The sequence below is a fragment of the Neolewinella persica DSM 23188 genome (assembly GCF_000373105.1).
GTDB lineage: Bacteria > Bacteroidota > Bacteroidia > Chitinophagales > Saprospiraceae > Neolewinella > Neolewinella persica.
Genome location: NZ_KB890422.1, coordinates 21,666 through 46,344 on the forward strand (window position 1 = coordinate 21,666; position 24,679 = coordinate 46,344).

The 24,679-nt window shown below is 52.0% G+C and carries 20 protein-coding genes; 8 read left to right on the plus strand and 12 right to left on the minus strand.

Annotation, left to right across the window (positions count from 1 at the left end; translation table 11 throughout):
• Positions 1 to 447: 447 nt before the first annotated feature.
• The 9 genes from B036_RS31780 to B036_RS0107490 form a co-directional block, all read right to left on the minus strand.
• Complete coding sequence (locus B036_RS31780; RefSeq protein WP_052333927.1) at positions 448 to 3,612, minus strand: ExeM/NucH family extracellular endonuclease; 3,165 nt, start codon at positions 3,610 to 3,612, stop codon at positions 448 to 450.
• Positions 3,613 to 3,727: 115 nt separating this feature from the next.
• Positions 3,728 to 4,585 carry a DUF3667 domain-containing protein gene (locus B036_RS31785; RefSeq protein WP_020568072.1) on the minus strand — a complete coding sequence of 286 codons (858 nt, stop codon included), beginning with the start codon at positions 4,583 to 4,585 and terminating at the stop codon, positions 3,728 to 3,730.
• Positions 4,586 to 4,641: 56 nt separating this feature from the next.
• A complete protein-coding gene (locus tag B036_RS0107460; protein WP_020568073.1) occupies positions 4,642 to 5,526 on the minus strand; it encodes a 3-hydroxybutyryl-CoA dehydrogenase in 885 nt (294 codons plus the stop codon).
• Between the two features lie 57 nt (positions 5,527 to 5,583).
• On the minus strand, positions 5,584 to 6,117 hold the full coding sequence (locus B036_RS0107465) for a cob(I)yrinic acid a,c-diamide adenosyltransferase (RefSeq protein ID WP_020568074.1): 534 nt from the start codon (positions 6,115 to 6,117) through the stop codon (positions 5,584 to 5,586).
• A gap of 311 nt (positions 6,118 to 6,428) precedes the next feature.
• Positions 6,429 to 7,169, minus strand: coding sequence for an ABC transporter ATP-binding protein (locus B036_RS0107470; RefSeq protein ID WP_020568075.1), 741 nt, complete (start codon positions 7,167 to 7,169; stop codon positions 6,429 to 6,431).
• A gap of 93 nt (positions 7,170 to 7,262) precedes the next feature.
• Positions 7,263 to 7,553 carry an Asp-tRNA(Asn)/Glu-tRNA(Gln) amidotransferase subunit GatC gene (gatC, locus tag B036_RS0107475; RefSeq protein ID WP_020568076.1) on the minus strand — a complete coding sequence of 97 codons (291 nt, stop codon included), beginning with the start codon at positions 7,551 to 7,553 and terminating at the stop codon, positions 7,263 to 7,265.
• Between the two features lie 167 nt (positions 7,554 to 7,720).
• Positions 7,721 to 8,215: a metallophosphoesterase family protein gene (locus B036_RS0107480; protein WP_020568077.1), complete on the minus strand. Its 495-nt coding sequence runs from the start codon at positions 8,213 to 8,215 to the stop codon at positions 7,721 to 7,723.
• Positions 8,216 to 8,508: 293 nt separating this feature from the next.
• Complete coding sequence (locus B036_RS0107485) at positions 8,509 to 8,745, minus strand: hypothetical protein (RefSeq protein ID WP_020568078.1); 237 nt, start codon at positions 8,743 to 8,745, stop codon at positions 8,509 to 8,511.
• A gap of 84 nt (positions 8,746 to 8,829) precedes the next feature.
• Entirely contained in the window at positions 8,830 to 9,267 is a 438-nt protein-coding gene (locus B036_RS0107490) for a DUF2147 domain-containing protein (RefSeq protein WP_020568079.1), read from the minus strand.
• 355 nt (positions 9,268 to 9,622) lie between these two features.
• Here B036_RS0107490 and B036_RS31790 point away from each other — a divergent pair, with 355 nt between their 5' ends.
• Together B036_RS31790 and B036_RS0107505 are read left to right on the plus strand one after the other, a co-directional pair.
• Positions 9,623 to 12,694, plus strand: coding sequence for a T9SS type A sorting domain-containing protein (locus B036_RS31790; protein ID WP_020568081.1), 3,072 nt, complete (start codon positions 9,623 to 9,625; stop codon positions 12,692 to 12,694).
• A 581-nt stretch (positions 12,695 to 13,275) separates the two neighbouring features.
• On the plus strand, positions 13,276 to 16,191 hold the full coding sequence (locus B036_RS0107505; RefSeq protein ID WP_020568082.1) for a TonB-dependent receptor: 2,916 nt from the start codon (positions 13,276 to 13,278) through the stop codon (positions 16,189 to 16,191).
• A 284-nt stretch (positions 16,192 to 16,475) separates the two neighbouring features.
• On the opposite strand, the gene ruvB is transcribed toward B036_RS0107505, so the two are convergent.
• From ruvB to B036_RS0107520, 3 genes are all read right to left on the minus strand, one after another.
• Positions 16,476 to 17,504 carry a Holliday junction branch migration DNA helicase RuvB gene (gene ruvB / locus B036_RS0107510; protein WP_020568083.1) on the minus strand — a complete coding sequence of 343 codons (1,029 nt, stop codon included), beginning with the start codon at positions 17,502 to 17,504 and terminating at the stop codon, positions 16,476 to 16,478.
• A gap of 124 nt (positions 17,505 to 17,628) precedes the next feature.
• On the minus strand, positions 17,629 to 18,249 hold the full coding sequence (locus B036_RS0107515; RefSeq protein ID WP_020568084.1) for a TMEM175 family protein: 621 nt from the start codon (positions 18,247 to 18,249) through the stop codon (positions 17,629 to 17,631).
• A gap of 164 nt (positions 18,250 to 18,413) precedes the next feature.
• Positions 18,414 to 18,899, minus strand: coding sequence for a hypothetical protein (locus tag B036_RS0107520; RefSeq protein ID WP_020568085.1), 486 nt, complete (start codon positions 18,897 to 18,899; stop codon positions 18,414 to 18,416).
• A gap of 330 nt (positions 18,900 to 19,229) precedes the next feature.
• On the opposite strand from B036_RS0107520, the gene atpB reads away from it, so the two are divergent.
• From atpB to atpG, 6 genes are all read left to right on the plus strand, one after another.
• The gene (gene atpB / locus B036_RS0107525; protein ID WP_020568086.1) at positions 19,230 to 20,510 is read left to right on the plus strand and encodes a F0F1 ATP synthase subunit A; all 1,281 of its coding nucleotides are present in this window, start codon (positions 19,230 to 19,232) and stop codon (positions 20,508 to 20,510) included.
• Between the two features lie 76 nt (positions 20,511 to 20,586).
• Positions 20,587 to 20,781: an ATP synthase F0 subunit C gene (atpE, locus tag B036_RS0107530; protein WP_020568087.1), complete on the plus strand. Its 195-nt coding sequence runs from the start codon at positions 20,587 to 20,589 to the stop codon at positions 20,779 to 20,781.
• A gap of 122 nt (positions 20,782 to 20,903) precedes the next feature.
• Positions 20,904 to 21,416 carry a F0F1 ATP synthase subunit B gene (atpF, locus tag B036_RS0107540; RefSeq protein WP_157472074.1) on the plus strand — a complete coding sequence of 171 codons (513 nt, stop codon included), beginning with the start codon at positions 20,904 to 20,906 and terminating at the stop codon, positions 21,414 to 21,416.
• A gap of 7 nt (positions 21,417 to 21,423) precedes the next feature.
• Entirely contained in the window at positions 21,424 to 21,966 is a 543-nt protein-coding gene (gene atpH / locus B036_RS0107545) for an ATP synthase F1 subunit delta (RefSeq protein ID WP_026231779.1), read from the plus strand.
• Between the two features lie 59 nt (positions 21,967 to 22,025).
• The gene (gene atpA, locus B036_RS0107550; protein WP_020568090.1) at positions 22,026 to 23,609 is read left to right on the plus strand and encodes a F0F1 ATP synthase subunit alpha; all 1,584 of its coding nucleotides are present in this window, start codon (positions 22,026 to 22,028) and stop codon (positions 23,607 to 23,609) included.
• Between the two features lie 116 nt (positions 23,610 to 23,725).
• The gene (gene atpG / locus B036_RS0107555) at positions 23,726 to 24,619 is read left to right on the plus strand and encodes an ATP synthase F1 subunit gamma (RefSeq protein ID WP_020568091.1); all 894 of its coding nucleotides are present in this window, start codon (positions 23,726 to 23,728) and stop codon (positions 24,617 to 24,619) included.
• The last annotated feature ends 60 nt before the right edge of the window (positions 24,620 to 24,679 follow it).

Here is a 24,679-nt window from a genome sequence, read left to right on the forward strand (position 1 = left end):
ATATGTTTTGGTTACTAATTTGGGTGCGTGTTGATCGACTTCTGCTGTACAAAAGCCGGGCGAAGGTACATTTAAGTAACCTCGCTCGTGATGGGTACTGCTAAGGACGTGCCAATTGAGAGGAACCGTCAATCTGTCAGCACATTTTTGGCAGACGTGTCATTTTGGGCGCGGTCGCAGGTGCAAGGGAAGGGTAAAAAGAGCAAACGGACCTCGAAGCGTCGCGCAGCGACCTTTGAGTGTCCGGTGCAGCGACCCTTGAGCGTCCGTTGCTGCGGGGTGGTCTTAGGCCAGATGTACTTCCGTAGAAGTACGGGGAAGGATTTTGAACAGGCGTAGAACACTCAGCATTGCCTCAAACTTACCTATGCACCCGCGTCCCCGCCCAAAAAAAGCCTGAACACCAACCAAAGTCGATGTTCAGGCTTTCATTAGAATATACTGATGTTAAGGCAGAATAACCTTAAACGTAGTCATTGCTCCAGCAGGTGCTCGAACGCTGAGCAGGTACAAGCCAGCCGGAAGCTCCGTGCCGTCTATGTCCAAAACGGCGGTATTGATCTCGCCCTGGCGAATGACCATGCCAGCAGCATTGGAGAACAGGTAATCACTCTTTTCCTCGGCACCAGTCAGTTGTAAATGACGGGCAGTAACCTGACGCATTTGCATGGCCTGCTCACCGTCAAATTCAATGTTAACCAGATCGCTAAATGCTGTACTGCCATCCAGGTCAATGATCCGAAGGCGGTAAATATTCATGCCGGCAAGGGGAGCATCGTCGGTAAATTCATAGCTACGGGACACAAGGCTGTTGCCCTCGGAAACTACCGTGCCAAGGGTGGCAAAATTACCACGCGAATCCCGGCGCTGAACTTCAAAGCGGTCCGTTGCTTCCTCCGTGGCGGTCCTCCAATCCAGGAGTACGTTCTTACCCTGGGCCCGACCGCTAAATTCAGCCAGTTCTACCGGTAAAGGCATTCCAAGGTCCATCCCGATCACCACGGGATTATGGTCACTGAATCGGTAAAAATCGTCTCCGTAAAGGGCGGGGTCGTTGAATTGTGTATCGTAGTCAAGTGCGGTAGGCTCTTCGGCATTGACGCCCCAGGGAATGGATCCGGTAATCTTGCTGGCCAGGGTAGGGGAGGCCAACGCATGGTCGAGGCTGCCCCATTCTCCACGGAATACGTAGGAGGCCACACTGCCACAGGGGAAACTGCCGGCACCGGCATTATCGCGTACGGTGTTGGACCAACCTGCATCCGTAAAGGTCGTTATCGGGCTTTCTTCACTGTAGGCGTTGAGGTCTCCAATAACGAGTTGGTCAGTCACGCCGGTCCCCGTAGGGTCATCGTTGGTCAGCCAGTCGAGAATCGTTGTAGCGGCAGCGAGGCGAGTCCCATTACAATTCCCTGCTCCACCGGTGTCGTCATCCGGAGCACCACCACAGTCGCTGCCTTTACTCTTCCAGTGGTTGACACAGACAGTGATCTGCTGGCCCAGGTTCATATTACCCGCTTCTACTACCCGGAACGTCTGGGTCAACGGGATACGATTACTATTAAAATTACCCGCCGCAACGGTCAGGTTGGCGGCCGTTCCAGACTCCTCCACTACCGAAGGCTTGTAGATTAGGGCAACTTGAATTCCATCAGAGCCACTGTTGGGGTTAACAACAAAATCGTAAACAATGCCACATTCTGCCTGAATGGCATCCACCAGCGTTTGCAGCGCACTGTTTGCACCGAAGCCGTTGTTTTCAATCTCTACCAGGCCCAGAATATCAGCGTCAAGTTCACAAATAGCGGCAACAATTTTTGCCTCCTGGCGATCAAATTCGTTCGCATTGTTGGCTCCACGGCTACCCAATGTGGTGAAGTAATTGAGGACATTCATCCCAACTACTTTAACGAATCCACCAACGGCAGGAGCCGTAGTTGGGCGTGGGTTGTCTACCTGAGTCGTAAACGCTGTAAACTGCAACCGGTAACCGGTGAAACGCTCATCAAGTACGCCGGTCAGGCCAGTAAATACCGTGCCGGAACGGAGAGAGTTCGTAGCGGTGAGGTTGCTGCCATCCGGTAGAACGATCGGGAAGTTATTGTCTCCTGAACGCCCGTCATCAACCGTCAAACGACCGAGGGCAAGAAGATCATTATAGCCTCCGACGGTTCCGGGATCGGGAGTATTACACTCAGAGAACTGAATCTGTCGTTCACTTTCACTGACTACGAATTCTCCAAAACGGGCAACGCCGAAAGTCTCGGTAATAACGGCATTGTCGATAAGGGTGGTCAGCATACCTTCAAATGCCTCGTAAACGGCCTCCGAAGCAACGGGAAGATCGAGACTGGCAGCCGTAGGCAGGGTATTGCCACTACTGACAATCATGACGGAAGCCCCACCGCCCGTAACGTTGATCTGAGTAAGGTCGCTGCTTTCTTCCACGGCACCAGTAACCGTGACCAGGTCGCCTACGGCAACATCAGTAGCACCAGTATCATCATATACCCATATGCCTTCGGAAGTGGCCGCATCTGCATCTGCATCCGCGTCTTCTTCCTGTACGAAGAATCCGCCGAGGCCGACTCCTGTGCCACCCTGAAAATCACCAACAACGATACCCTGAATGGTTACGTCCTGGCCAACTACCGGGCTGGTGGCGCCGTTGCCCTGTACGGCATGGATAAAGAATGTACCGACGGGCTCGTCGTCAAATAGACTTATGGTGGCGCCGCCACCAAGGGCGAAGGTCGTGGAGGATACTCCAGTCAGCGTTATTTCGATGGATTCCGTTGGCTCAGAGTCTGCGTCATCGAGGACTGTCAGATTAAGAGGCGCAGAAAGTTGACCGGCAGTAATGGTGACACTGCCACCGTTGGCGTCAGCGTAGTCGAAACCATTTGCGGCGGTGCCACTCAGGGTATAGTTTACGGTAATGTTGTTGGCATCTGTCTGGGAAAGACTGATGGTAAATCCGCCGTTGGTGCCAGGTTCGGACAAATCACCGTTGCCGGCAGCCGATACGGATGGGCCGGGAGGGGTGGTCATGTAGGTGCCCAAAGGGACGGTAGTGCCGAGCTGGGCAAGGGTTAATCCGTCGAGCGTGTTATTGTTGCCAACATTCATCCAGTTGGTGGCAATCCAGCCACCGTCCGGTCCGGTATTATCGACCCGGTAGAGATAACTATCCTGGTAGATGCTCGCGCGTACGTCTCCGCCTGTTTGATCGATTACCACGCCATCGCTGATCCTGACCAATCGGAAACGGTCGTCTCCATTTCCGCTTACGAAGTTGGCATCCACAACAACATTGGCAAAATCTCCGGTATTCCCAAAGGCAGTTACAAAGCTAGGTTCATTGTTGATGGCGTACACAAAAGCATCGGTATACGTCCCACTCAGCGCGAGTGAGGCATCTGGGAAGGCGTTGTTGTTGGCCGCACGTTCGAGCCGGTAGTTTGATAGGTCGACAGTTCCCGAAACATATAATTCGATGACTCGGGGAGTTTGTGTCCCGTTGTCCGGGTCAACGATCGCAGTCAAAATTACATCCTGTGCAGAAAGCATCAGGGTAAGGCACAAAGCCAATAAGGTAGAAAATAGACGCATTTGGTTGGTTTGGTTGAGGCGGAGAATAATTCCCTCGCCGTACGTAACGTGAAGAAGGAGCGCGAAGTTAATTCATCGGCGTAGACTATCAAGTCGGCGGGAGATTAAGCCTGCATTAATTCCCCGGGGCGGCAGTTTCTTCGGCGGGCTGAGTGACGGGTAGTTCGGTTGGAGTGATTCTTTCTTCCTCCATCTTCATGCGGCGCCCGGTTAGGATACCCATCGAAAGCTGTTGGGTGAGCCCAATAACGAATATGGCCATATAGCCACCTATGATTGTACGCCAAAGCCGACCACCAGTTGAGTAGTTAGCCGTTTTGGCAATCTGCCAGAACACGAGGAAATCGAAAAAGAGCACCACGAACGAGAAAGGCAGGTAAATTGCTTTATAGGTAGCAAAGGAAATAGGGAGGAGACCTAAAACACCAAGGGTGACGATCCCCAGCAGTGTATTCATGGCTAGTAGGAAACTGATGATGATACAGTGCTCCAGGAAATTAAACTTAAGCCTGCGGAATACAAAGTAGGGAATTATGGCCGCTAACGGAATAGCCGGGATGAACAGGAGTTTCTGGTTGCGCAGTACGGTTTCTACTTCCTCAATGCCAAGGTTGACTGCCCCGAATGTATTGTTTTTTGCGAGCTGCTCGTTCAAAACCTCTACCATATACTCAGCCGGAGAATTTACGGCCATCTCCCAAAAAATGGCTTCAATCCCCAATAGAATCAACAGGAAACCGATAAAGTTGAAATACTCTTTACGCTGACCATTCAGGTAATCGGCAATGGCGTAACCCGGTCGGTAGAACATGGCCTTACAGGTATGCAGGAAGCCCCGGTCGAAGTTAAACGTATCCGCCAGGAAATCACGGGTCAGGAGGTGCTTAAAAGTGAAGCGCTGCGTACTCGCCCGCTGGGCACAGTTGGGGCAGAATTTTCCTTCGAATTCGGTGGCGCAGTTGAGACAGGTCATGGGGTAGTAGGTTGTTATCTTGCAACCTGCAAGATAATTGGTTACGCTAAATTTGACTACACAAAAGAACCGCTAACCACCAATTCTTTGCCTCCTCCTGAGTAATCGTAAAAGCCTTCGCCCGATTTACGTCCCAGTTTGCCGGCCATGACCATATTAACAAGTAGCGGACAGGGCTGAAAATGGGCACGACCAAAACCGTCTTTCATCACTTCCAGAATGGCCAGGCAGGTGTCCAGGCCAATATAATCTGCCAGCTGCAACGGCCCCATTGGGTGGGCCATGCCGAGCTTCATTACGGTATCGATTTCTGCTACACCTGCCACGCCTTCAAATAAGGTAGTGATGGCCTCGTTGATCATCGGCATCAGAATCCGGTTGGCCACAAAGCCTGGGTAATCGTTCACTTCTACGGGCACTTTGCCTAGTTCCCGACTGAGGTTCATCACCAGTTCCGTCGTTTCGTCGCTAGTGGCGTAGCCACGAATCACCTCCACCAGTTTCATTACCGGAACTGGATTCATGAAGTGCATCCCGATCACCTTGTCCGGGCGATCCGTTGCTGCGGCGATGCGGGTGATGCTGATGCTTGACGTATTTGTAGCAAGAGGCGCGGCCGCAGGTGCAAGGGAAGCTAATTGAGCAAAGATCTTAAGCTTCAGGTCAACGTTTTCCGTCGCTGCTTCTATAACCAGGTCTGCCTCCTGCGTCCCCGCCCCCATATCGGTAAAGCCGGTAATATTTGCTAACGCGGCTGCTTTTTCTGCTTCCGTGATGCGTTCTTTCTTAACGATCCGGTCAAGACTGTTGCCAATGGTGGCAATGCCCCGGTCCAGAGCGGTCTGGTTTATGTCTACAAGGCTGACCTGATGGCCTCCGGTGGCGAAAACCTGGGCAATGCCCGCACCCATTTGGCCGGCGCCGATTACTGAAATATTCATTGGTTAAATGCTTGGTCGGTTAGGAAAATCTGGCGCGAAAGTACGAAGAAGCAATGATCAGCTGATCCACTTGACTTCCTCAACCCCTTCAATTCGCGCTAAATGACGCCCCAAAACAAAGAAATAATCACTCAGGCGATTGAGGAAAACGATGATGCTTTCATCCAACTCCACTTCACCAGCCAGTTCTACGGTGCGGCGCTCCGCACGCCGGCAGACCGTCCGGCAAATATGCGTATGGCTAACGGCAAGGGAACCGCCCGGAAGAATAAAGTGCGTCATCTTCGGTAGCTCCTCGTTCATGGTGTCCATCGCGGTCTCCAGGTCCGTCGCAGCATTTTGCGGCAATTGATATGCCTGGCCAGGGCGGTCATCGGCCATGGCGGCTCCCAGCGCAAAGAGGTGGTGTTGTTGGGCCAGCAACTGTTCCCGTACCGCTTCGTCCGTAACGTGGTCACGGAGCAACCCGACGCAGGCATTCAGCTCATCAACGGTGCCATAGGCCTCTACCCGGGGATGGGCTTTACTGAGTCTCTTACCTGAATACAGGCCGGTTTGGCCTTTGTCTCCGGTTTTGGTATAAATCTTCATGGGGAGGTAACGCCTGTGGAGTTGGAGGGTTCGCTATGCTCACGTTGCAGGGGTTGCAGGGTTCGCTATGCTCACGTTGCAGGGGTTGCAGGTTCGCTATGCTCACGTTGCAGGTGTTGCAGGGTTCGCTATGCTCACGTTGCAGGGGTTGCAGGTTCGCTATGCTCACGTTGCAGAAAAGGGATAGTCGTAACGATTGTAAACATGCAACCCTTGCAACAGGGAGCGAAGCGACCCTGCAACAAAGAGCGCTAGCGACCCTGCAACAAGGAGCGCTAGCGACCGCTACAACGCCTAAGGCGCGGAGCGCCTTAAAGGCTAAGCCCCTGCTTATACCGGTGCTCAGGATCACTGGCGAGTCTGATCATCTCATTTCTTTCGTCAACTTCTACTACACCGTCCCGCAGACGAACGATTCGGTGGGCATGCTCGGCAATGTCTGGCTCGTGGGTTACTACGATAACGGTATTACCCGCAGCCTGAATTTTTTCGAAAATTTCCATGATTTCAATACTCGTCTTGGTGTCCAGGTTACCAGTAGGTTCATCCGCAAGGATAATGGCAGGATTGTTGACCAGTGCCCGGGCGATGGCTACGCGCTGGCGCTGGCCACCAGAGAGTTCGTTCGGTTTGTGGTCCGTCCGGTCACCAAGGCCGACCGAGGCCAGGACTTCGTGGGCCCGAGCTTCCCTTTCCTTGCGGCTCACTCCGGCATACACCAGTGGTAGAGCGACGTTTTCCAGGGTTGATTGGCGGGGTAGAAGGTTGAACGTCTGAAATACAAACCCGATCTTTTCATTACGGATCTTAGCGAGCTCCGTGTCATCCATTTTACTGACGTCTTTGCCGTCTAATTCGTAATTACCATCGGTTGGCGTATCGAGGCACCCCAAAAGGTTCATCAACGTCGATTTGCCGGAACCAGAGGGCCCCATCAGGGCAACGTACTCGTTGGTATTGATGATCAGATCAATACCGCGAAGGGCGTGGACCTTGGTTTGGCCCATTACGTAGGTCTTTGTAAGGTCCTTGATGTTGATTACGGGGTGCATACTTGGTTTTTTAATCGGTTAGTTCTTGTTAAGAGGACGATTTTGTCCCGATGGTTGGTGTGACAGATGGAACAAATAACAGGAAGTAGTCTGCTAAATAACCCTCGGAACCCGGAAGAATCCGCCTTCCTCATCCGCGTCTGGTGCGTTTTTTAACGCTTGCTCCCGGTCAATATGACCGCTTGCCTTATCTGGGCGTAAAACGTTTTCCACGCCGGTAACGTACCGCAGAGGTTCTACGGCATCCAGCTTCAACTCATCCAACTTTTCCACCATCCCAAGGATTTTTTTTAAATCCTGTTGCAGTTTTATCGATTGCGCCGGGCTGGGGTCAAGGCGGGAGAGTTTTGCTAAACGCGATATTAGCTTATCGTCTACTGTCATGGTATTCTTTTCGACAAAAGTAGGGTATAGATTGATAGACAGCGCTCCGCGCTTTGATAGATGGTCGCTTCGCTCATTTGGTATTAGGTAGTGAGTAGCCTACCTACTACCTTCTACCAAGGGCGAAGCCAGACTACGAAGAAAAGAGCAAAGCGATTTTCCGTCTGCTATCCGCGGCTTCCGAGTTCAATTGCCTCAAGGTTTTCTACCCGCCCGGCCTGTATGTCGAACCGAAGAAGGGTCCGGACCTGGTGGAACCCATGCTTCCCGCAGGCACCAGGGTTCATATGAAGTATCCCTCGTTTTTTATCCATCATTACTTTAAGGATGTGGCTGTGGCCACAGATGTAGAGCCCGGGCTTCGTATCGTCCAGTAATTGCCGTACCCGGGATGTGTATCGGCCTGGGTACCCACCGATGTGGGTGATGAATACGTGAAGCCCCTCAACGGTGAATTCCAGATTGAGTGGCCAGCGCCGACGCACGTCAGTATCATCGATGTTTCCATAAACGCCCCGGGTGGGCTTAAAGGCTTCAAGCTCGTCGAGTAGGGAGACGTCCCCAAGATCACCGGCGTGCCAGACCTCATCGCAGTCCTTGAAATAATCGAAGACTTTGGGGTCGAGGTAAGAGTGGGTATCGGAGAGGAGGCCGATTTTCATAGTTGGGTGGTCAAGTAACTGGAGATGAACTGGTAGGGATCTCTTGCATTGTTGCCGGAAAGAAAAAATGCTACGCAGTAGTCGGTTGTCATAGAGGACAGCACACAGGTGTGGTATGTAGAGGAAGGAGCAATACGTAAAGTGGGGTACAACCAGCCAAAGTTAATCAGCTGGTTGTACCCCACGAGCGGAGTGAGCAAAGCAGTGCGGTAGCCTATCTCCTGCCAGCGCGAAGCGCATCTACCGATGGAGCGCAGCGAACGTCTACCGAAGCCGCGCAGCGGCTGTCTATTTTACAGCGAGAGCTGTAAATCTGGTCCGAAGGCGTAGTTACGAACTACATTCAGTAGTCTCCGCCGTGCGTTGAACCGCACTTTGGGGACCGACGCCTGGGCCTGAGTGAGCTCCGTCAGCTCTCCGCGCAGAACCGGGTCAGCAGCCAGGGCTGCTTCCGTCGCCCGCGTCTGGGCTGGGGTGCTTTCGCCGTACAAATAGGCGACCATGTCAATTTGAGTAGAAGTTTGATCCATGATTCGATTTAAGTATGAAAAAAATTGGGTTTGTCTTTATGATGCTTCAAGCCTTGGTTGTGTTGTCTTACCAAGGCCGGTAAATTATTTTTTTCGCTTCCAGGTTTGCGTGCGGTAGATGCCCGTCCAGTGCTTACCACGAATGAATAGTGTTTCAGAATCACTGTTCTCAAACCAGGCGGAGAGCTTGTAATCTGCCCCCTTTTTCGGGTCTAGAATGGTGCCGCCTTTCCAGTAATCTCCGGACTTTTCCAGGTTCTCGATGATGACCAGGCCCTTGATTGGCTGGTCCTTCTTTGCGCCAGAGCACTTAGTGCAAAGGGCATTCTTATTATCTGTCAGGATTTCAACGATCCGGCCGAAGTACTTGCCGTCCTGCTCATAGATTTCTATAATGGAATTGGTCTCGCCAGTTTCATCATCTAAAGTTTGCCAACGCCCGGTCGGGACATCAGTGCTTTGCGCGCTGAGACCTAAAGTGAAAACTGCGATGAAAAGTAGGAATGTGTAGCGTTTAGCCATTCAGCTCTTTTTGGTATGATTGGCAAGATAACGATTGGTTGGCAGGTTTTCTTATTTGTTAAACTGTTAAATTCAGCAAAAGGAGGGGCGCGGTCGCAGGTTGCAGGAATCGGAACGAGTAAGAGCAGGGGTGGGGTAGCGGCCCGATTTTATACGGTCGTCAGCTGTTTTTGCGCTTTTAAACCATTTTTTGCACCAGCGGCCGCGCCATGGAAACAGTTGGCCAAGCGCCCAAACAGCCCAAAAACCATAAAGCTTAATGTGAGATAGTGTACAAGTAACAGTAAGTTAACATCAGACTGGGATGCAGTTAACCGTGTCGGGTGACCTTTGCGGCAGAAATCAACTCCAACAGATGAAAACTAAATTTACCCTACTTTTTGCTGCGCTCTTTTTGGGCTTTTTTGCCACCGCAGCTGATATTCGGATCACTGACGCCGACCTGGTTGGCGACATGACTTATAACTGGACTAACGACAACGTATACATTCTGGATGGCCTCGTTTACCTCGAAACTGGCGGTGTGCTCAACATCCAGGAAGGTACCGCGATCAAAGGTGCCGCTATGATCACCACCGGTGACAATACCTCCGCCCTGATCATTACCCGTGGTGCGCAGATATTTGCCCGCGGCACTTCCGGCAACCCCATCATTTTTACCGCAGAAGATGATGACCTGACGGACAACGGCGACTTCACCGCTCAGGATCGTGGTGAGTGGGGTGGTTTAATCCTTCTCGGTAATGCCACTATTGCACGTCCCGGAGGAGAAGACGGTATCGAAGGCATCGATGCAGACGAAGCCCGTGCCCGCTTTGGTGGTGCTGACGCACCTGATGATACAGACAATTCCGGTGTGCTACGCTACGTCTCCATTCGCCACGGTGGAGCCCAATTGTCTACCGACAACGAAATTAACGGCCTTACCCTCGGTGGTGTAGGCTCCGGTACTGAGATGGACTACATTGAAGTTTTTGCCAACGAAGACGATGGCATCGAATTCTTCGGTGGTACCGTATCCATCAAACATGCCTCCGTTGCCTTCTGCGGAGACGATGGCTTTGACTACGACTTCGGCTGGCGCGGTAATGGCCAATTTTGGTTTGCGATTCAGGCACCGAACACCGGTACTGGCCGTTCCGGTGAGCACGATGGCGCTAACCCCGACGGGCAGGCACCCTTCAGCCAGCCTACCATTTACAATGCTACTTACGTTGGTATTGGTAACGGTGCCACTGCTTCCGGTGGTGATGCCAACCGTGCTATTCCATTGTCTGTCCTACTGCGTGACAACGCCGGTGGTTTCTACAATAACTCCGTCTTTACCGGTTTCAACGGCTCTGCCATTGCGGTCGAAGACCGTGATGATACAGAAGTTGATGCCTACACCCGTTTTGCCGAAGGCGACCTGACCTTCAACGGTAACGTATTCGAAGACTTTGGTGCAGGAACTACTGCCGGGGATCTCTTCCTGGCCATTGACCAGGGTGAAGTGAAGGTTGACGCAAGTTCCTCCACTTTTGCAGCTGCGATGGCGACCAACAATACAGTTGGTGCAACCGGTATCGCCGGTATCAGCCGTACCGATGACGGTGGGCTGGACCCACGCCTCAACGCTACTTCCGGTATCCTCGCCGGTGCTACGCCTTCTGATGACGATTACTTCGACGGTGTATCCTACCGCGGCGCCTTCGGCAACAGCGAGAACTGGCTTCAGGGCTGGACGGCATTGAGCGAGTACGGCTACCTTGGTGACCTCGTTACTCCAATTGACACAGAAACCTGTACCACGATCACCGATGCTGACTTAATCGGCGGTGAAACCTACAACTGGAACGGTGGCTGCTACGTCCTTGACGGACTGGTGTACCTCGAAGCAGATGCTACCCTCAACATTGGGGCAGGTACAGTAATCCGCGGAGCTGCTGACATCACCTCCGGAGACAACACCTCCGCACTGATCATCACCCGCGATGCGACCATCAACGCTGTTGGTACCGCCAATGCCCCCATCATCTTCACTGCCTTTGACGACGATCTGGAAGATGCAGGCGACTTCACCGCCCAGGATCGTGGTGAATGGGGTGGCCTGATCATCCTCGGTAATGCGACCATTGCCCGCCCCGGCGGCGAAGATGGTATCGAAGGCATTGACGCCGACGAAGCCCGTGCCCGTTTCGGCGGTGGGATGACCCCCGACGATACCGATAACTCCGGTATTCTTAAATACGTATCTATCCGCCATGGCGGTGCCCAGCTGTCTACCGACAACGAAATCAACGGCCTTACGCTCGGTGGTGTAGGCTCTGGTACGACAATCGACTACGTCGAAGTATTCGCCAACGAAGATGACGGCATCGAATTCTTCGGCGGTACCGTACGGGTCGACCATGCAGCAGTTTCTTTCTGCGGAGACGATGGTTTCGACTACGACTTCGGCTGGCGCGGCGGTGGCCAGTTCTGGTACGCCCTCCAGGGCCCTAACTCGGGTACCGGTCGTTCCGGTGAGCACGACGGCGCCAACCCCGACGGCCAGGCACCCTTCAGCCAGCCAACGATTTACAACGCTACTTACGTAGGTATCGGCAACGGACAGACGGCTACCGGTGGTGACGCCAACCGTGCCCTGCCATTATCCATTCTCTTCCGCGACAATGCTGGTGGCTATTACCGCAACTCCATTTTTACAGACTTCAATGGCGCAGCCATCGCCGTCGAAGATCGGGATGATACTGAGGTAGACGCTTTCGCTCGCTTCGAGGCCGGAGACCTGGAGATGAAGGACAACATCTTCTTCGGTTTTGGTGCCGGCTCGGAGGCTGCTGATCTTTTCCTGGCAGTAGATCAGGGAGAAGTGAAAGTAGATGCTTCTTCCGCTGCATTCGCTGCGGCCATGACAATGGCCAATAACCAAATCATCAACCCTGCTCTTATCGATATGGATCGGAGTACCGATGGAGGAGAGATCGATCCGCGTCCGAATGAGTTCGGCCCAGCCGGCCAGGACGCTCCTGCTGCGGTAGACGGCTTTGAGTCTGTCGTTTACTATGGTGCTTTTGCTCCCGGAAATGGAACTCGTGCACAGAACTGGCTCACGGGCTGGTCGGCACTGGAGACCACAGATATTGTACAGAACGGGACTACCGGCGTCGGTGAAGTCGTCAGCAACGGTATGCGCTTAGATGCTCCGGTTCCAAACCCTGCCTTCCAGTCAACGCGCGTTGCCTTCACCCTACCACGTGCGGCGGAAGTAACGCTGACCATCGTCGATATGCTCGGTCGTCCACTGGCGCGCCGTACCCGCAACTACACGGCTGGTGAGCAGTTCGAAACGGTCAGCGTAGCTAATCTGCCCAACGGAACTTACTTCATCGTTCTTGATGCGGAAGGTGGTCGCCTCCTACAGAAAATGGTGGTTAGTAAGTAATTTCTTTAGTGGTTAAACAACCACTAAGGCACTTTTACCCAATAGGACATTGTACTTTAAGTTCCGGATAAGTAGGGGCGGGGGCAAGCCCTGCCCCTACTTGGTTAACGTCAGGTCATTCCGCGTTCGCGAAGCGAACGCGGCCTCCAATCTAAGCACTGGTAGGGCGGGGCAAGCCCCGCCCTACCAGTATCAGCTCGATGATTTTTGGTGGCACTAATTAGTACATTTTAACCTAGTGGTCTGTCAAGCCTAAACCTTATAGTAACTAAGTCAACAAACTACAATTACACCAACAAGCATTATTGGATGCTTTGTGCTGATAGTTGATAATAAAGCCATTGTTTCTGCGCTTAGTGTAACTTTTACACCAATTGCTAACCCTAGATGTTAACATAGGCTTTACAATGCTTTGTTGTTTTTTCATTGCACCGGCGTTCGCGCCCGGAAAACCTTGCGTAGATACCCTTTCGAGGTGGCGTAAAACTTAACCTTAAAGTAATCTGATATTGTGGAGTCTGCTTATTGTATGGGCCGACCTTTGCAGCATCTAGTGCAAAAACAATTTCAATTCCCTATTTATGCTCAATCGCATTTTTATCCTTGCTGCGTTGCTGGTATTGGCAACGACGGTATTTGCTCAAACAGGAGCAATTTCTGGAACAGTTTATGACGAAGATGGCTTCCCGATGCTCGGCGCCAATGTCGTCATTCAGGGCACCACGATTGGTGCGCAAACGGACTTTATTGAAGGAAAGTACCAATTCAAAGCAGACCCCGGGACCTATATACTGGTGGCTTCTTACGTTGGCTACGGAGATCAGCTCATTGAGGGCGTGGTCGTGAAAGCAAATGAAACAACTATTCTGGACGTCAATTTCTCAGGAGATACTGGCGTGGAGCTGGAGCTTGACGTTACGGTTACGGCTAAGGCAATTAACTCCGGCGAAGTAGCCGTGATGAAACTCCGCCAAAACGACATCAACGCCAAGGATATGATTTCCTCTCAGGAGATCAAGAGCCTTGGTTCAGGAACTGCCGCAGCAGCATTGACCAAGGTCACCGGAACTACCGTTGTTGACGGCAAGTACGTCTACGTCCGTGGCCTGGGGGACCGCTACTCCGCTACCACCATCAATGGCCTCCGCCTCCCAAGCATCGATCCTTACCGGAACAGTGCCCAGCTGGACCTGATCCCTACCAGCATCCTCGACAACATCTCCGCCTCCAAGACTTTCACCCCTGACTTGCCCGGTGACTTCACCGGTGGTAGTGTGGACATCAAGATCAAGGCGCTCCCCGAGCGTTTTACCTGGGGTATTTCTGCCTCCGGCGGCTACAACGGTCAGGCTAACCTGCAGGACAACTTCGTAACTTACGATGCTGGTGACGGCATTGGCCTTGGTTATAACGATGGTACGCTGGACCGTCCGGCCAGCCTGAACCAGTACGCTGATGGAGAACTTGGCGTATTGGAGAGCAATGCTGGCCGTCGGGCCCGCCGGGACGATGACTTAGCGGCTGGCGTTGACCAGGTCGCTAACGAATTAGGAAATGGTTTTGACCTCAACAGTAAGAACTCTGGCCTAGACTACAACCTGAGTGCCAATATTGGTAACCAATTTAAGATCGGTTCCATGCCAGTAGGCGTGTTTGCAACCGCAAGCGTAAGCCAGGATTTCAGCCAGTATAACAATGGTCGTCGTGGAAACTTTGTTAACCCCGGCGACGGTGGACCACTGCAGGAAATCTACGATGTCCGTGATGATAAGAGTACCCAGGCGGGTAAAGTTGGCGGTATGCTTGGCCTAAGCTTTAAGCCCAGCCCTTCCAACGAAATTACCCTTTATAGCCTCTACAGTCATCAAGGGTTTACCGAAGGCCGTGTCCTGCAGGGCTCAAATGAAAACAAAGGCGCTAGTGGTGATGCCGATAACTTTTACCGTTCCCAGGCTTCAACGTTCCTGGAACGTGAACTCATTAACTACGTTGCTCAGGGTGAGCACGTACTTACCGGCCTCGGTGGGGTGAAAATTGACTGGACGGCGAACTACGTAAACAGCGAGCAGAACGAACCAGACTTGCGCTTTGCAGAATACATCCAGCAAGGGGAGAACTTTATTATTGACCCTTCCCAGTTCTCTCGTCCGAGCCGTTTCTTCCGGGAACTGGCCGATGATTCTTACCAGGGGAAACTGGACATTACGATCCCTTTCCTTCAGTCCAAGAGCCGAGCTAATAATTTCAAGATTGGCGGTCAGTACCAAACGAAGGAGCGTAACTTCAACGAAAATATCTTCGCTTACGATAACCGTTCCGGAATTTCTTTCAGCCAGGCTGGCGGAGATTTCGGTACCTGGCTTGGCCCTGACAATCTGGGCATCATTGGAGGAGAGTCTGGACGGAATGAAATCGGTGTCTTTGTCTTTGACAACTCCAACCTGGCCAACAGTTATACTGGCACCTTCGACGTAGCGGCTGCCTACGGCATGTTCACTTACGAAGTAACCCCTCGCCTGAAAGCGGTGGCTGGTCTTCGTACGGAGCAGACGACTATTCTGGTAGAAAGCGCCGTGGTACCTAACGAAATTGCCATGGCTACCGAGAATATGCGGGAAGTGGACCAGGACCGAATCGATGATAACACCGCGAATATTGACGAGACGAACTTCATGCCTGCGCTGAACCTGATCTTTAAAGCAACGGAAAAGTCAAACCTGCGCTTGGGCTTCTCTCAAACGATTGCCCGCCCGAATATGCGTGAAGTAGCGCCCTTCGGTAGCTTCGGCTTCCTCGGTGAGCCGACCGTATTCGGTAACCCGGATCTGGAGCTTACCAACATCGATAACTTCGACTTGCGTTACGAGATCTTCCCCAACGCCGGTGAAGTGATCGCTTTCTCTGCTTTCTACAAGCAGTTTACCAACCCAATCGTAACCACCTTCCGCCTTTCCGGAGAGCAGCAGTTTACCTGGACGAACTCTGAGAGTGCAGATCTCTATGGTATCGAACTCGAATTCCGTAAGTCACTGGGTTTCCTAAGCGAGAAGCTGCAGAACTTCACCTTTAGCAGCAACCTGGCGTACATCCAATCCAGCCAGGAAATTGATGCGCGTGAGGTGGAACTTGGGCAGGCAGTTGATCCTGAATTCAGCGGTGACCGTGTTTTCAACGGTCAGTCTGACATCGTAGCCAATGCTAACCTGGCTTTCCGCACCCCGGAAACCGGTTGGGATGCCATCATCGCCTACAACTACTTCAGCGATCGTTTGCAGTCCATCGGTGCCGTTGGTTCCCCCGACATCTTCGAGCAGGGCCGCAGTCAGCTGGACATTTCCGTTTCCAAGACCATCAACAACTTCAAGTTCAGCTTCCGCGCCCGGAACCTGCTGAACCCTGACTTCAAGACTTTCTCCGACTTTAAAGGCCAGGAATACATCTTCAGCCAGTACACGCGTGGTCGTGATATTAGCCTTGGTGTTAGTTACAGCCTTTAGTAATAGGTAGAGTCTATAGTCCATCGTGAGAAGTAAAGCCTACCTGCTATGGACTAAGAACTATTGACAATGAACGACCTACTCCCAAAGACTTTGCACTAGATTACTTTGTAATCAATTTTCAACGCCTTCCGCTTTTGTGGGAGGCGTTTTTTTGTGGTTGATCTTTATTGAAGGGGCTTTTTTGCGGGATCGCGGGTGCCATCAATTGTTGAAACGGCAGAGATCGTTGCTAGATAGCTATGTCTTATTAACGAATAGCTTAAAGATAAAATTCCTCCCCCCTAAAACTCAAACAAAGTCCCCACCGTCCCTGGCGGCGTAGCCCCAATGTGGTGGTAAGCCTTCTCCGTGGCCTGCCGGCCACGCGGCGTCCGCTGCAGGTAGCCTTCCATGATGAGGAAGGGCTCATGCACTTCCTCAACGGTGCCGGCGTCTTCGCCGACGGCAGTAGCGATGGTGGTAAGCCCAACGGGCCCACCCTTGAATTTGTTGATGATGGCGTCCAGGATCTTGTTGTCCATCTCGTCCAATCCGCCTTCATCGACGTTGAGGGCAGAAAGCCCGTAATCGGCGATCTTTTTATCGATGATGCCGTCGCCCTTTATCTGGGCGAAGTCCCGGATACGGCGCAGGAGGGCGTTAGCAATCCGGGGGGTGCCGCGGCTGCGCCGCGCAATCTCATTGGCCCCGTCTTCCGTTACGGGGATGTTCATGATCTGGCAGCTGCGCTTGATGATCTTGATCAGGGTAGCGGTGTCGTAATAATCCAGCAAACAGTTGATGCCGAAGCGCGCGCGCATCGGCGCGGTCAGGAGCCCCATGCGGGTGGTCGCACCCACGAGGGTGAAGGGTTCCAGGCTGATCTGTACGGAGCGGGCGTTGGGCCCGCTGTCGATCATGATGTCGATGCGGTAATCCTCCATGGCGGAGTAGAGGTATTCCTCCACAACGTTGTTCAGCCGGTGGATCTCGTCGATGAAGAGGACGTCTCCTTCATTGAGGTTAGTCAGCAGGCCAGCCAGGTCGCCGGCCTTTTCCAATACTGGACCGGAGGTGAGTTTGAGTTCTGCACCTAATTCATTGGCAATAATGTGACTGAGGGTTGTTTTACCCAAGCCCGGAGGGCCATGCAGTAATACATGGTCAAGACTGTCCCCTCGCTGTACTGCCGCCTGAATGAAGACCTTCAGGTTCTCTACAATCTTAGGCTGCCCACTGAAATCATCCAGGGAGTCGGGCCGTAAGGCCCGCTCCATGGCCCCGTCTTCGGGTTGAAGGTTCTCCGCAGAGGGGTCGAGGTGCTCATTCATTGGGGCGAATTTACTACTTACAATTTATAATTTACCATTTTAAATAGCAGAGAAGATTGTTTTCAACTTTTGTTTGGGCCTTTTGACTGGAAGTAGTTGAATTACAGCAGGGTAAATAAAAAATTCAGGCTTCTACCGAGGGTGGGTCCACCCCGGTGGATTTTCCGTGCCAGTAACAAAGTGGTCCCAGGAGGCTGTAGATCATGCCCGGAACGCCGAACCGCATGCCGATACTAAAGGTTGCCAGCAAAATAGATAAGATGCCGATCCCGAAAAATATTAAAAAATGTCGCTTCCAATAGTGGAGATAAGCGGCGCTGGCCAGTTCTTTTTTAGCAGCGCGTCGGTAGAGTAGGGCAACGAAAAGGAAAACGAGGCTGAACCCCAGGCCATATAACTGGAAGAGTTCCATCATTTCCATGTGGTTGTTGATCGTTGCACCACCAAACGTCAGTTTCGCCAGGAACTTCAGCGGGAAAATGTAACAGAGCATTACAAACAGCATGCCGAAGTTGTAGGCAATAATCCAACCGTCGATTATGGTGGTCCGGCGAAAGAAGTTGTAGTGGGTGACCCACAGCATCACTAAAGCAATAAAACTTACGGCGAAGCTACCAACATCCGCAAAACTGGCGCGGAGTTCAGCGTAACTGTCCGGAACGTCCAGGCTTACAACAACAAGGGTAGCTGCGAAGGCGAAAATACCGTCACTTATGGCTTCGAGACGGGCTTGGGATTGCATCATGACACTAATATAAGGGCGTAGCCCTTATCAGGTGCCAGGTCGCTTCGCTCCTTGCTCAATACAAGCGCTATGCGCATTAGCAAATTAATAGATTAACAGGCTGCCGCAGGCCACCAAGGAAGAAAGGGAGCGCAGCGACTTTTCGTCTATAAAAGCCTCCGGCTTTATACCATCCGGGAATGCCAGCTGTCCTCCAGCGGCCGTTCAAATATCTGGCGCAATTCGCCCAGTTCTTTCACGAGCGGATCGAAGACGATGGTATCGTTCTCAAGGGTGCCGTTCTTATAAAGGACTTTGAATTCGTCGCGGGAGACCGTATGAATGTTGTTTTGGGTATCCCGGTAGCTGAACCGCATCCGGTTGAAAAAATCGATACTCATTTCTGCACCGAGTTCCTGCAGGAAATGGACGGAGCCGTCGATGGAGCAGCCACTGGCTTCTGCCTGTGACTCATCTACGCCAATGACCAGGAAGCGATTATGGAGGATATCGGTGGCGGCGCTGAGCTCTTTACGATGGCTCACCCAACCGGCAACAAACTCCTGAAGGCGTTGCTTAATGGTTGTGGTTTCATTTTCGGTCAGCGCGCGCTCAGCGCCGTAGATCCAGATGCGGCTTTCGGAGGGGAGGCGGTCAAGGGGAGAAGACATAGAAAATTAACTTTGATGAGGAGGTTTTGGGATAACGGCGCAAAGGTAGTTAGTACTTGCTTCATATTTTGGCGCGGCCGCAGGTGAAAGCGAAAGGATAAAGGAGCAAAGGAAGAAAGAACCGCTATTTCCTAATGGCTGATTCTTGATTCCTGACCGCTGAGCACTGACCGCTGAGCACTACATACTGAATCCTAAATCCTGCGTGCTGAATCCAGCGCATTAAATGACCTGCTCAAAAGAGTAAAAAACCCTAAGGTTAACTTCCATAATAAGATGGAACAGTGTACCTTTGCGGCTCAATTGGGGAAGCCCCAAAAATTTCTACTTATGAAATTGGTCTTGCGTCTGCTGTTTTTGCTTGTTTTAAGCACCGGATTTGTCTTCGCCCAGGAGGCGGATCATAACGATGATGATAAGCGCGTTGAAGCTGATGGTAGCCACGGTGAGGAAGGTAGTCATGAGGCATACGAGCCGGTGACCGAAATCATGAACCACATCTCCGATGCGAACGAGTTTCACCTTTTCGGACATTACGCTATTCCCCTCCCGATTATTCTTTATGCACCTGAGCACGGCTTCAAGTTTGGGCTTAGTAACATGTTTCACCACGGCAAAACTGCCGTTGACGGTTACGTACTTAACCACGGCCGGGTAAACCGCGTTGCGGATCCTGCCTTCCCGGAAGGACATATTGAGTTAGCGGCTAACGATCATGATCTTCATGATGTTATCGAAATGACAACGCACGAAGTAGACGGTAAAACCCGCGACCTCGGTTTGCTTAGCTACGGCGGTGAAGAATACAAGCTTGATAAGCCTTCTACGCTTGATGGCGGTCTTGCCGGCGGTGGCATCACCAGCTTCTACGATTTCAGTATTACAAAGAATGTCTTCACTATGATGCTGGCGGCGTTGCTGCTTTGGATCGTTTGGGTAATGATCATCAAGAAGAAATACATTAACGGTGCCGGTAAAGCCCCTAGTGGTTTACAGAGCCTGATGGAGCCGGTTTTTGTTTTTATTCGTGATGAAGTAACCAAGCCAATGATCGGTGAGAAGCACTACGAGCGCTTCCAGCCCTTCATCATGTCCTTATTCTTCTTCATTCTCTTCTGTAACCTCTTTGGCCTTATCCCGCTCTTCCCCGGAAGTGCTAACGTGACCGGCAATATCGCCGTTACGCTCGGCCTTGCGTTGTTGGTAATGCTGGTGACCAACTTTAATGGTAATAAAGACTATTGGATGCACATCCTGTGGATGCCAGGGGTGCCGGTTTTTGTTAAGCCGATTCTGACCATCGTCGAAGTACTGGGCATCATCATTAAGCCCTTCTCCCTGATGATTCGTCTGTTTGCCAACATCTCAGCCGGACACATCATTATCCTGAGCCTTATTGGTCTGATTTTCGTCTTTGGCGAAAGCGGTCAAAACCTCGCCGGCGCAGGTGTCGGTGCCGTAGTAGGCACTGCCTTCACCGCATTCATGAACCTGATCGAACTGCTGGTAGCCTTCCTGCAAGCGTTCATCTTCGCCATCCTGGCAGCCAGCTACATTGGTGCTGCGGTGGAAGAACATGATCACCATGATGAGCACGCCTCGGCCCACTAAATAAAAATCTGCAGCTACCAAATGTGGTAACTGCTTTACGAATCACATTCTTTTTCATCGCTTAAATTTCTCAATTATGGGAGCTATTGGAGCAGGTATTGCGGCACTCGGTGCCGGTATTGGTGTTGGTATGATTGGTGCTAAGTCTACAGAGGCTATCGCTCGTCAACCAGAAGCCGCCGGTGATATCCGGACCGCCATGATCATTACTGCCGCCCTCGTTGAGGGTGCTGCACTTTTCGCCATCGTTGTTGGATTCCTCGGTCTCTAAACAACGGTTGGTGGATGTTGATCCGCAATACAACCAACAACGGCACCGAACCCGAACCGCGCTTGGCGGCGGTTTCGGTGCCAATTTTTAGCTTTTAGCAAGCGACAGAAAATTCACGAACTATGTACTCAATGCTTCTTGCCGACTTCAACGTACTTATGCCAGATCCGGGACTCTTGTTCTGGACCCTGCTCGTTTTTGCGTTTGTCTACTTCTTCGTTGGCCGTGCCGCCTTCAAGCCCATTCAAAACGCACTGAAGAAGCGTGACACTGAAATCCAGGAGTCTATCGACGAAGCCAAGCGTGTTCAAGCGCAGATGGCCCAGATGAAAGACGACAACGCTAAATTGCTGGCCGAGGCCCGCGAAGAAAGCACCCGCATCATCGGCGAAGCCGAAGCCTTCGCAAAGAAGCGCCGCGATGAAGCCGTTACTGAAGCTAAGGAAGCTGCCCAAAAGGTATCTGCTAATGCACAGCGGGACATCGCCAACATGCGCGACAGCGCCATGGCGGACCTGAAGAAAGAAGTTGGCACCATGGCCATCGACATCGCCGAGAAAGTCCTCCAGAAGGAACTCAAGAGCGACGTTAACCAGGTGGCACTCGTCAACGAACTGGTGAAGAACCTCAACTAAACCTCGCATGACCAATCAACAAGTAGCTACGCGCTACGCCAAATCATTGTTGGATCTTGCCATGGAACGCAACGAGCTCGCCGCCATCAAAGGTGACGTCGACGATCTCATTGCTATGGGGGCCAACCGTGACCTGGCGCTGGTGCTGCAAAGCCCGGTGGTCAACGCCACTAAAAAGAAGGCCATCTTCAAGGAACTGCTCGATAAAGCAGGCGCCACAGAGCTGACTAAAACCTTCGTGAACGTACTGATTACCAAAGGCCGTGAATCCGATTTGATCGGTATCCTGGGGGCTTTCGATGATCAATACAAACACCTCAATAAGATCACTACCGTGAAGGTAACCAGTGCTACTGCCCTCAACGCAGCCAGCCTGGACGCCATCAAAGCACAGCTTATCGCTGCCGGTATGACTGAGGCTTCCATTGAGCTACACACCAAGGTAGACCCCTCCATCATGGGTGGTTTTATCCTGGAGTTTGACGGTAAAGTGTACGACGCCAGCGTTGCGCACAAACTTAACCAAGTCAAGAAGGAGCTCGCCCACTAGTCCGCTGACCGGACGCCCCAACAACAACTATAACTAAGCATTTTTAAAGTATAGCAACCATGGCTGGAATCAAGCCCGACGAAATCAGCGGAATCATCAAGCAGCAGCTAGCTGGCGTTACCAGCGCCACGGAGCTGGAAGAGTACGGTACTGTACTCCAGGTTGGTGACGGTATCGCCCGTGTATACGGCCTCGAGAACGCACAGGCCGGTGAACTCGTAACGTTCGATAACGGTACGGAAGCAATTGTACTTAACCTCGAAGAAGACAACGTCGGTGTTGTACTCATGGGTACCTCTATCGGTATTCAGGAGGGTAGCCGCGTTTCCCGGACAGGCCGTATTGCCAGCCTTGAGGTTGGTGAAGGTCTTGTTGGCCGTGTAGTAAACGCACTTGGTCAGCCTATCGATGGTAAAGGCGAGGTAACCGGAACAACGTACGAGATGCCCCTGGAGCGCAAAGCCCCCGGTGTAATCTTCCGCCAGCCGGTAACCGAACCACTCCAGACGGGTATCAAGGCCATCGATGCCATGATTCCTATCGGCCGTGGCCAGCGGGAATTGATCATTGGTGACCGCCAGACTGGTAAGTCTGCCATCGCTATCGATACGATCCTCAACCAAAAAGAATTCTACGATCGCGGTGAACCCGTTTACTGTATCTACGTAGCGTGTGGCCAGAAGTCCTCCACCGTAGCCCAGATCGCTAAGACCCTGGAGGAAAACGGTGCCATGGCTTACTCCATCATCGTCTCCTCTTCTGCTGCGGACCCCGCTCCACTGCAGTTCTACGCACCCTTCGCCGGTGCCGCCATTGGCGAATTCTTCCGAGATACAGGCCGTCCTGCACTGATCATCTACGATGATCTCTCCAAGCAGGCCGTTGCTTATCGTGAAGTATCCCTCTTGCTTCGTCGCCCTCCGGGACGTGAAGCTTACCCCGGTGACGTATTCTACCTACACAGCCGTCTGCTGGAGCGCGCCGCCAAAGTCATCGATGATGACGCGATCGCTCAGAGCATGAACGACCTTCCCGAGAGCCTTAAAAATGCTGGTATCGTAAAAGGTGGCGGTTCCCTGACGGCCCTGCCGATCATCGAAACCCAGGCCGGTGACGTATCTGCTTACATCCCAACTAACGTGATCTCCATCACCGATGGCCAGATCTTCCTTACTTCCAAGCTGTTCAACAACGGTATCCGCCCCGCGATCGACGTAGGTATCTCCGTTTCCCGTGTAGGTGGTAACGCCCAGATCAAGCCGATGAAGAAAGTATCTGGTACACTGAAGCTCGACCAGGCTTCTTACCGGGAATTGGAAGCATTCGCCAAATTCGGTTCTGACCTTGATGCTTCTACCCAGAGTATCCTCGAAAAAGGCAAGCGTAACGTGGAAATGCTCAAGCAGCCACAATACAGCCCCGTTGCCGTGGAGAAGCAGATCGCCATCATCCACCTCGGCACCAACAACCGTATGGCTGATGTTCCCGTAAACAAGATCAAGGAGTTCGAAACCCTCTTCCTCAGCGAAGTAGAGCGTCAACTTCCTGAAGTACTGGAGAACTTCCGTGCAAAGAAATACGATCCGGCTGACCTTGCTAAGCTCGATGAAGTCGCTGCTCAGCTTGTACCACAGTTTGCATAGTCGAGTTGTCAGGTTGTCAGGTTGCAGTCACTGACCAAACAACTTGAAGGCGTGATAACTAGACAACCAGATAACTCGACAACAGATAACTAGACAACCAGATAACTTGAATAATCATGGCTAATCTTAAGGAAGTACGGGAACGGATCGGAGGGGTGCAAAACACCAAGCAGATCACCTCTGCGATGAAGATGGTTTCTGCTGCCAAGATGTCGCGTGCCTCACAGCGCATCACGGAATTGCGTCCTTACGCATTGAAACTGAACGATATGCTCACGAACATCCTCTCCAATCTGGAGGGTGATGCTGCCACGGTGTTCAATAAGGTACGTCCGGTAAACAAAGCCTGTATGGTGGTGATTACCTCCAGCCGTGGTCTGGCCGGTGCCTTTAACACCAATGTGATTAAGGCAGCCGTTGCAACTATCGAGAGCGATCTGAAAGGCTTTAAGGAGCTTGATATAATCTGTATCGGTAAAAAAGGCGCTGAATTCTTCCGTCGTAATTACGGAACTACACCTGGCGTGACCATCGAAACAAAGTACCAGGAACTGCTGGCAGACCTTTCTTTCGAGGTAACTAAGGTCGTTCCTGAGTTACTCATGAATCGCTTTGCCGGTGGTGCTTACGACCGGGTAGATGTGGCTTACGCCCGTTTTCGTAATGCTGCCATGCAGTTTGCGATCTCGGAGCAATTTTTGCCCGTTGTTGACAATAAGACAGAGAAAGACGAGCATAAGACTAAAGCGGACTATATCTTCGAGCCAAGCAAGGAGGTGCTGTTGAAAGAACTGGTGCCAACCATTCTAAAGACCCGTTTCCAATCCTTCCTGCTGGATACTAACGCCTCTGAGCACGGTGCCCGAATGACGGCGATGGATAAGGCCACGGAGAATGCTACTGAACTGTTGAAAGACCTGAAGATCAGCTACAACAAAGCACGCCAGGAAGCCATTACCACAGAAATCCTTGAGATTGTTTCTGGTGCGGCAGCGCTGGAAGCAGGGTAGGAGTTGGTCTAATGGTCTGTTGGACCATTGGCGCGCTTAACCTTAACCAAAACTGAACTA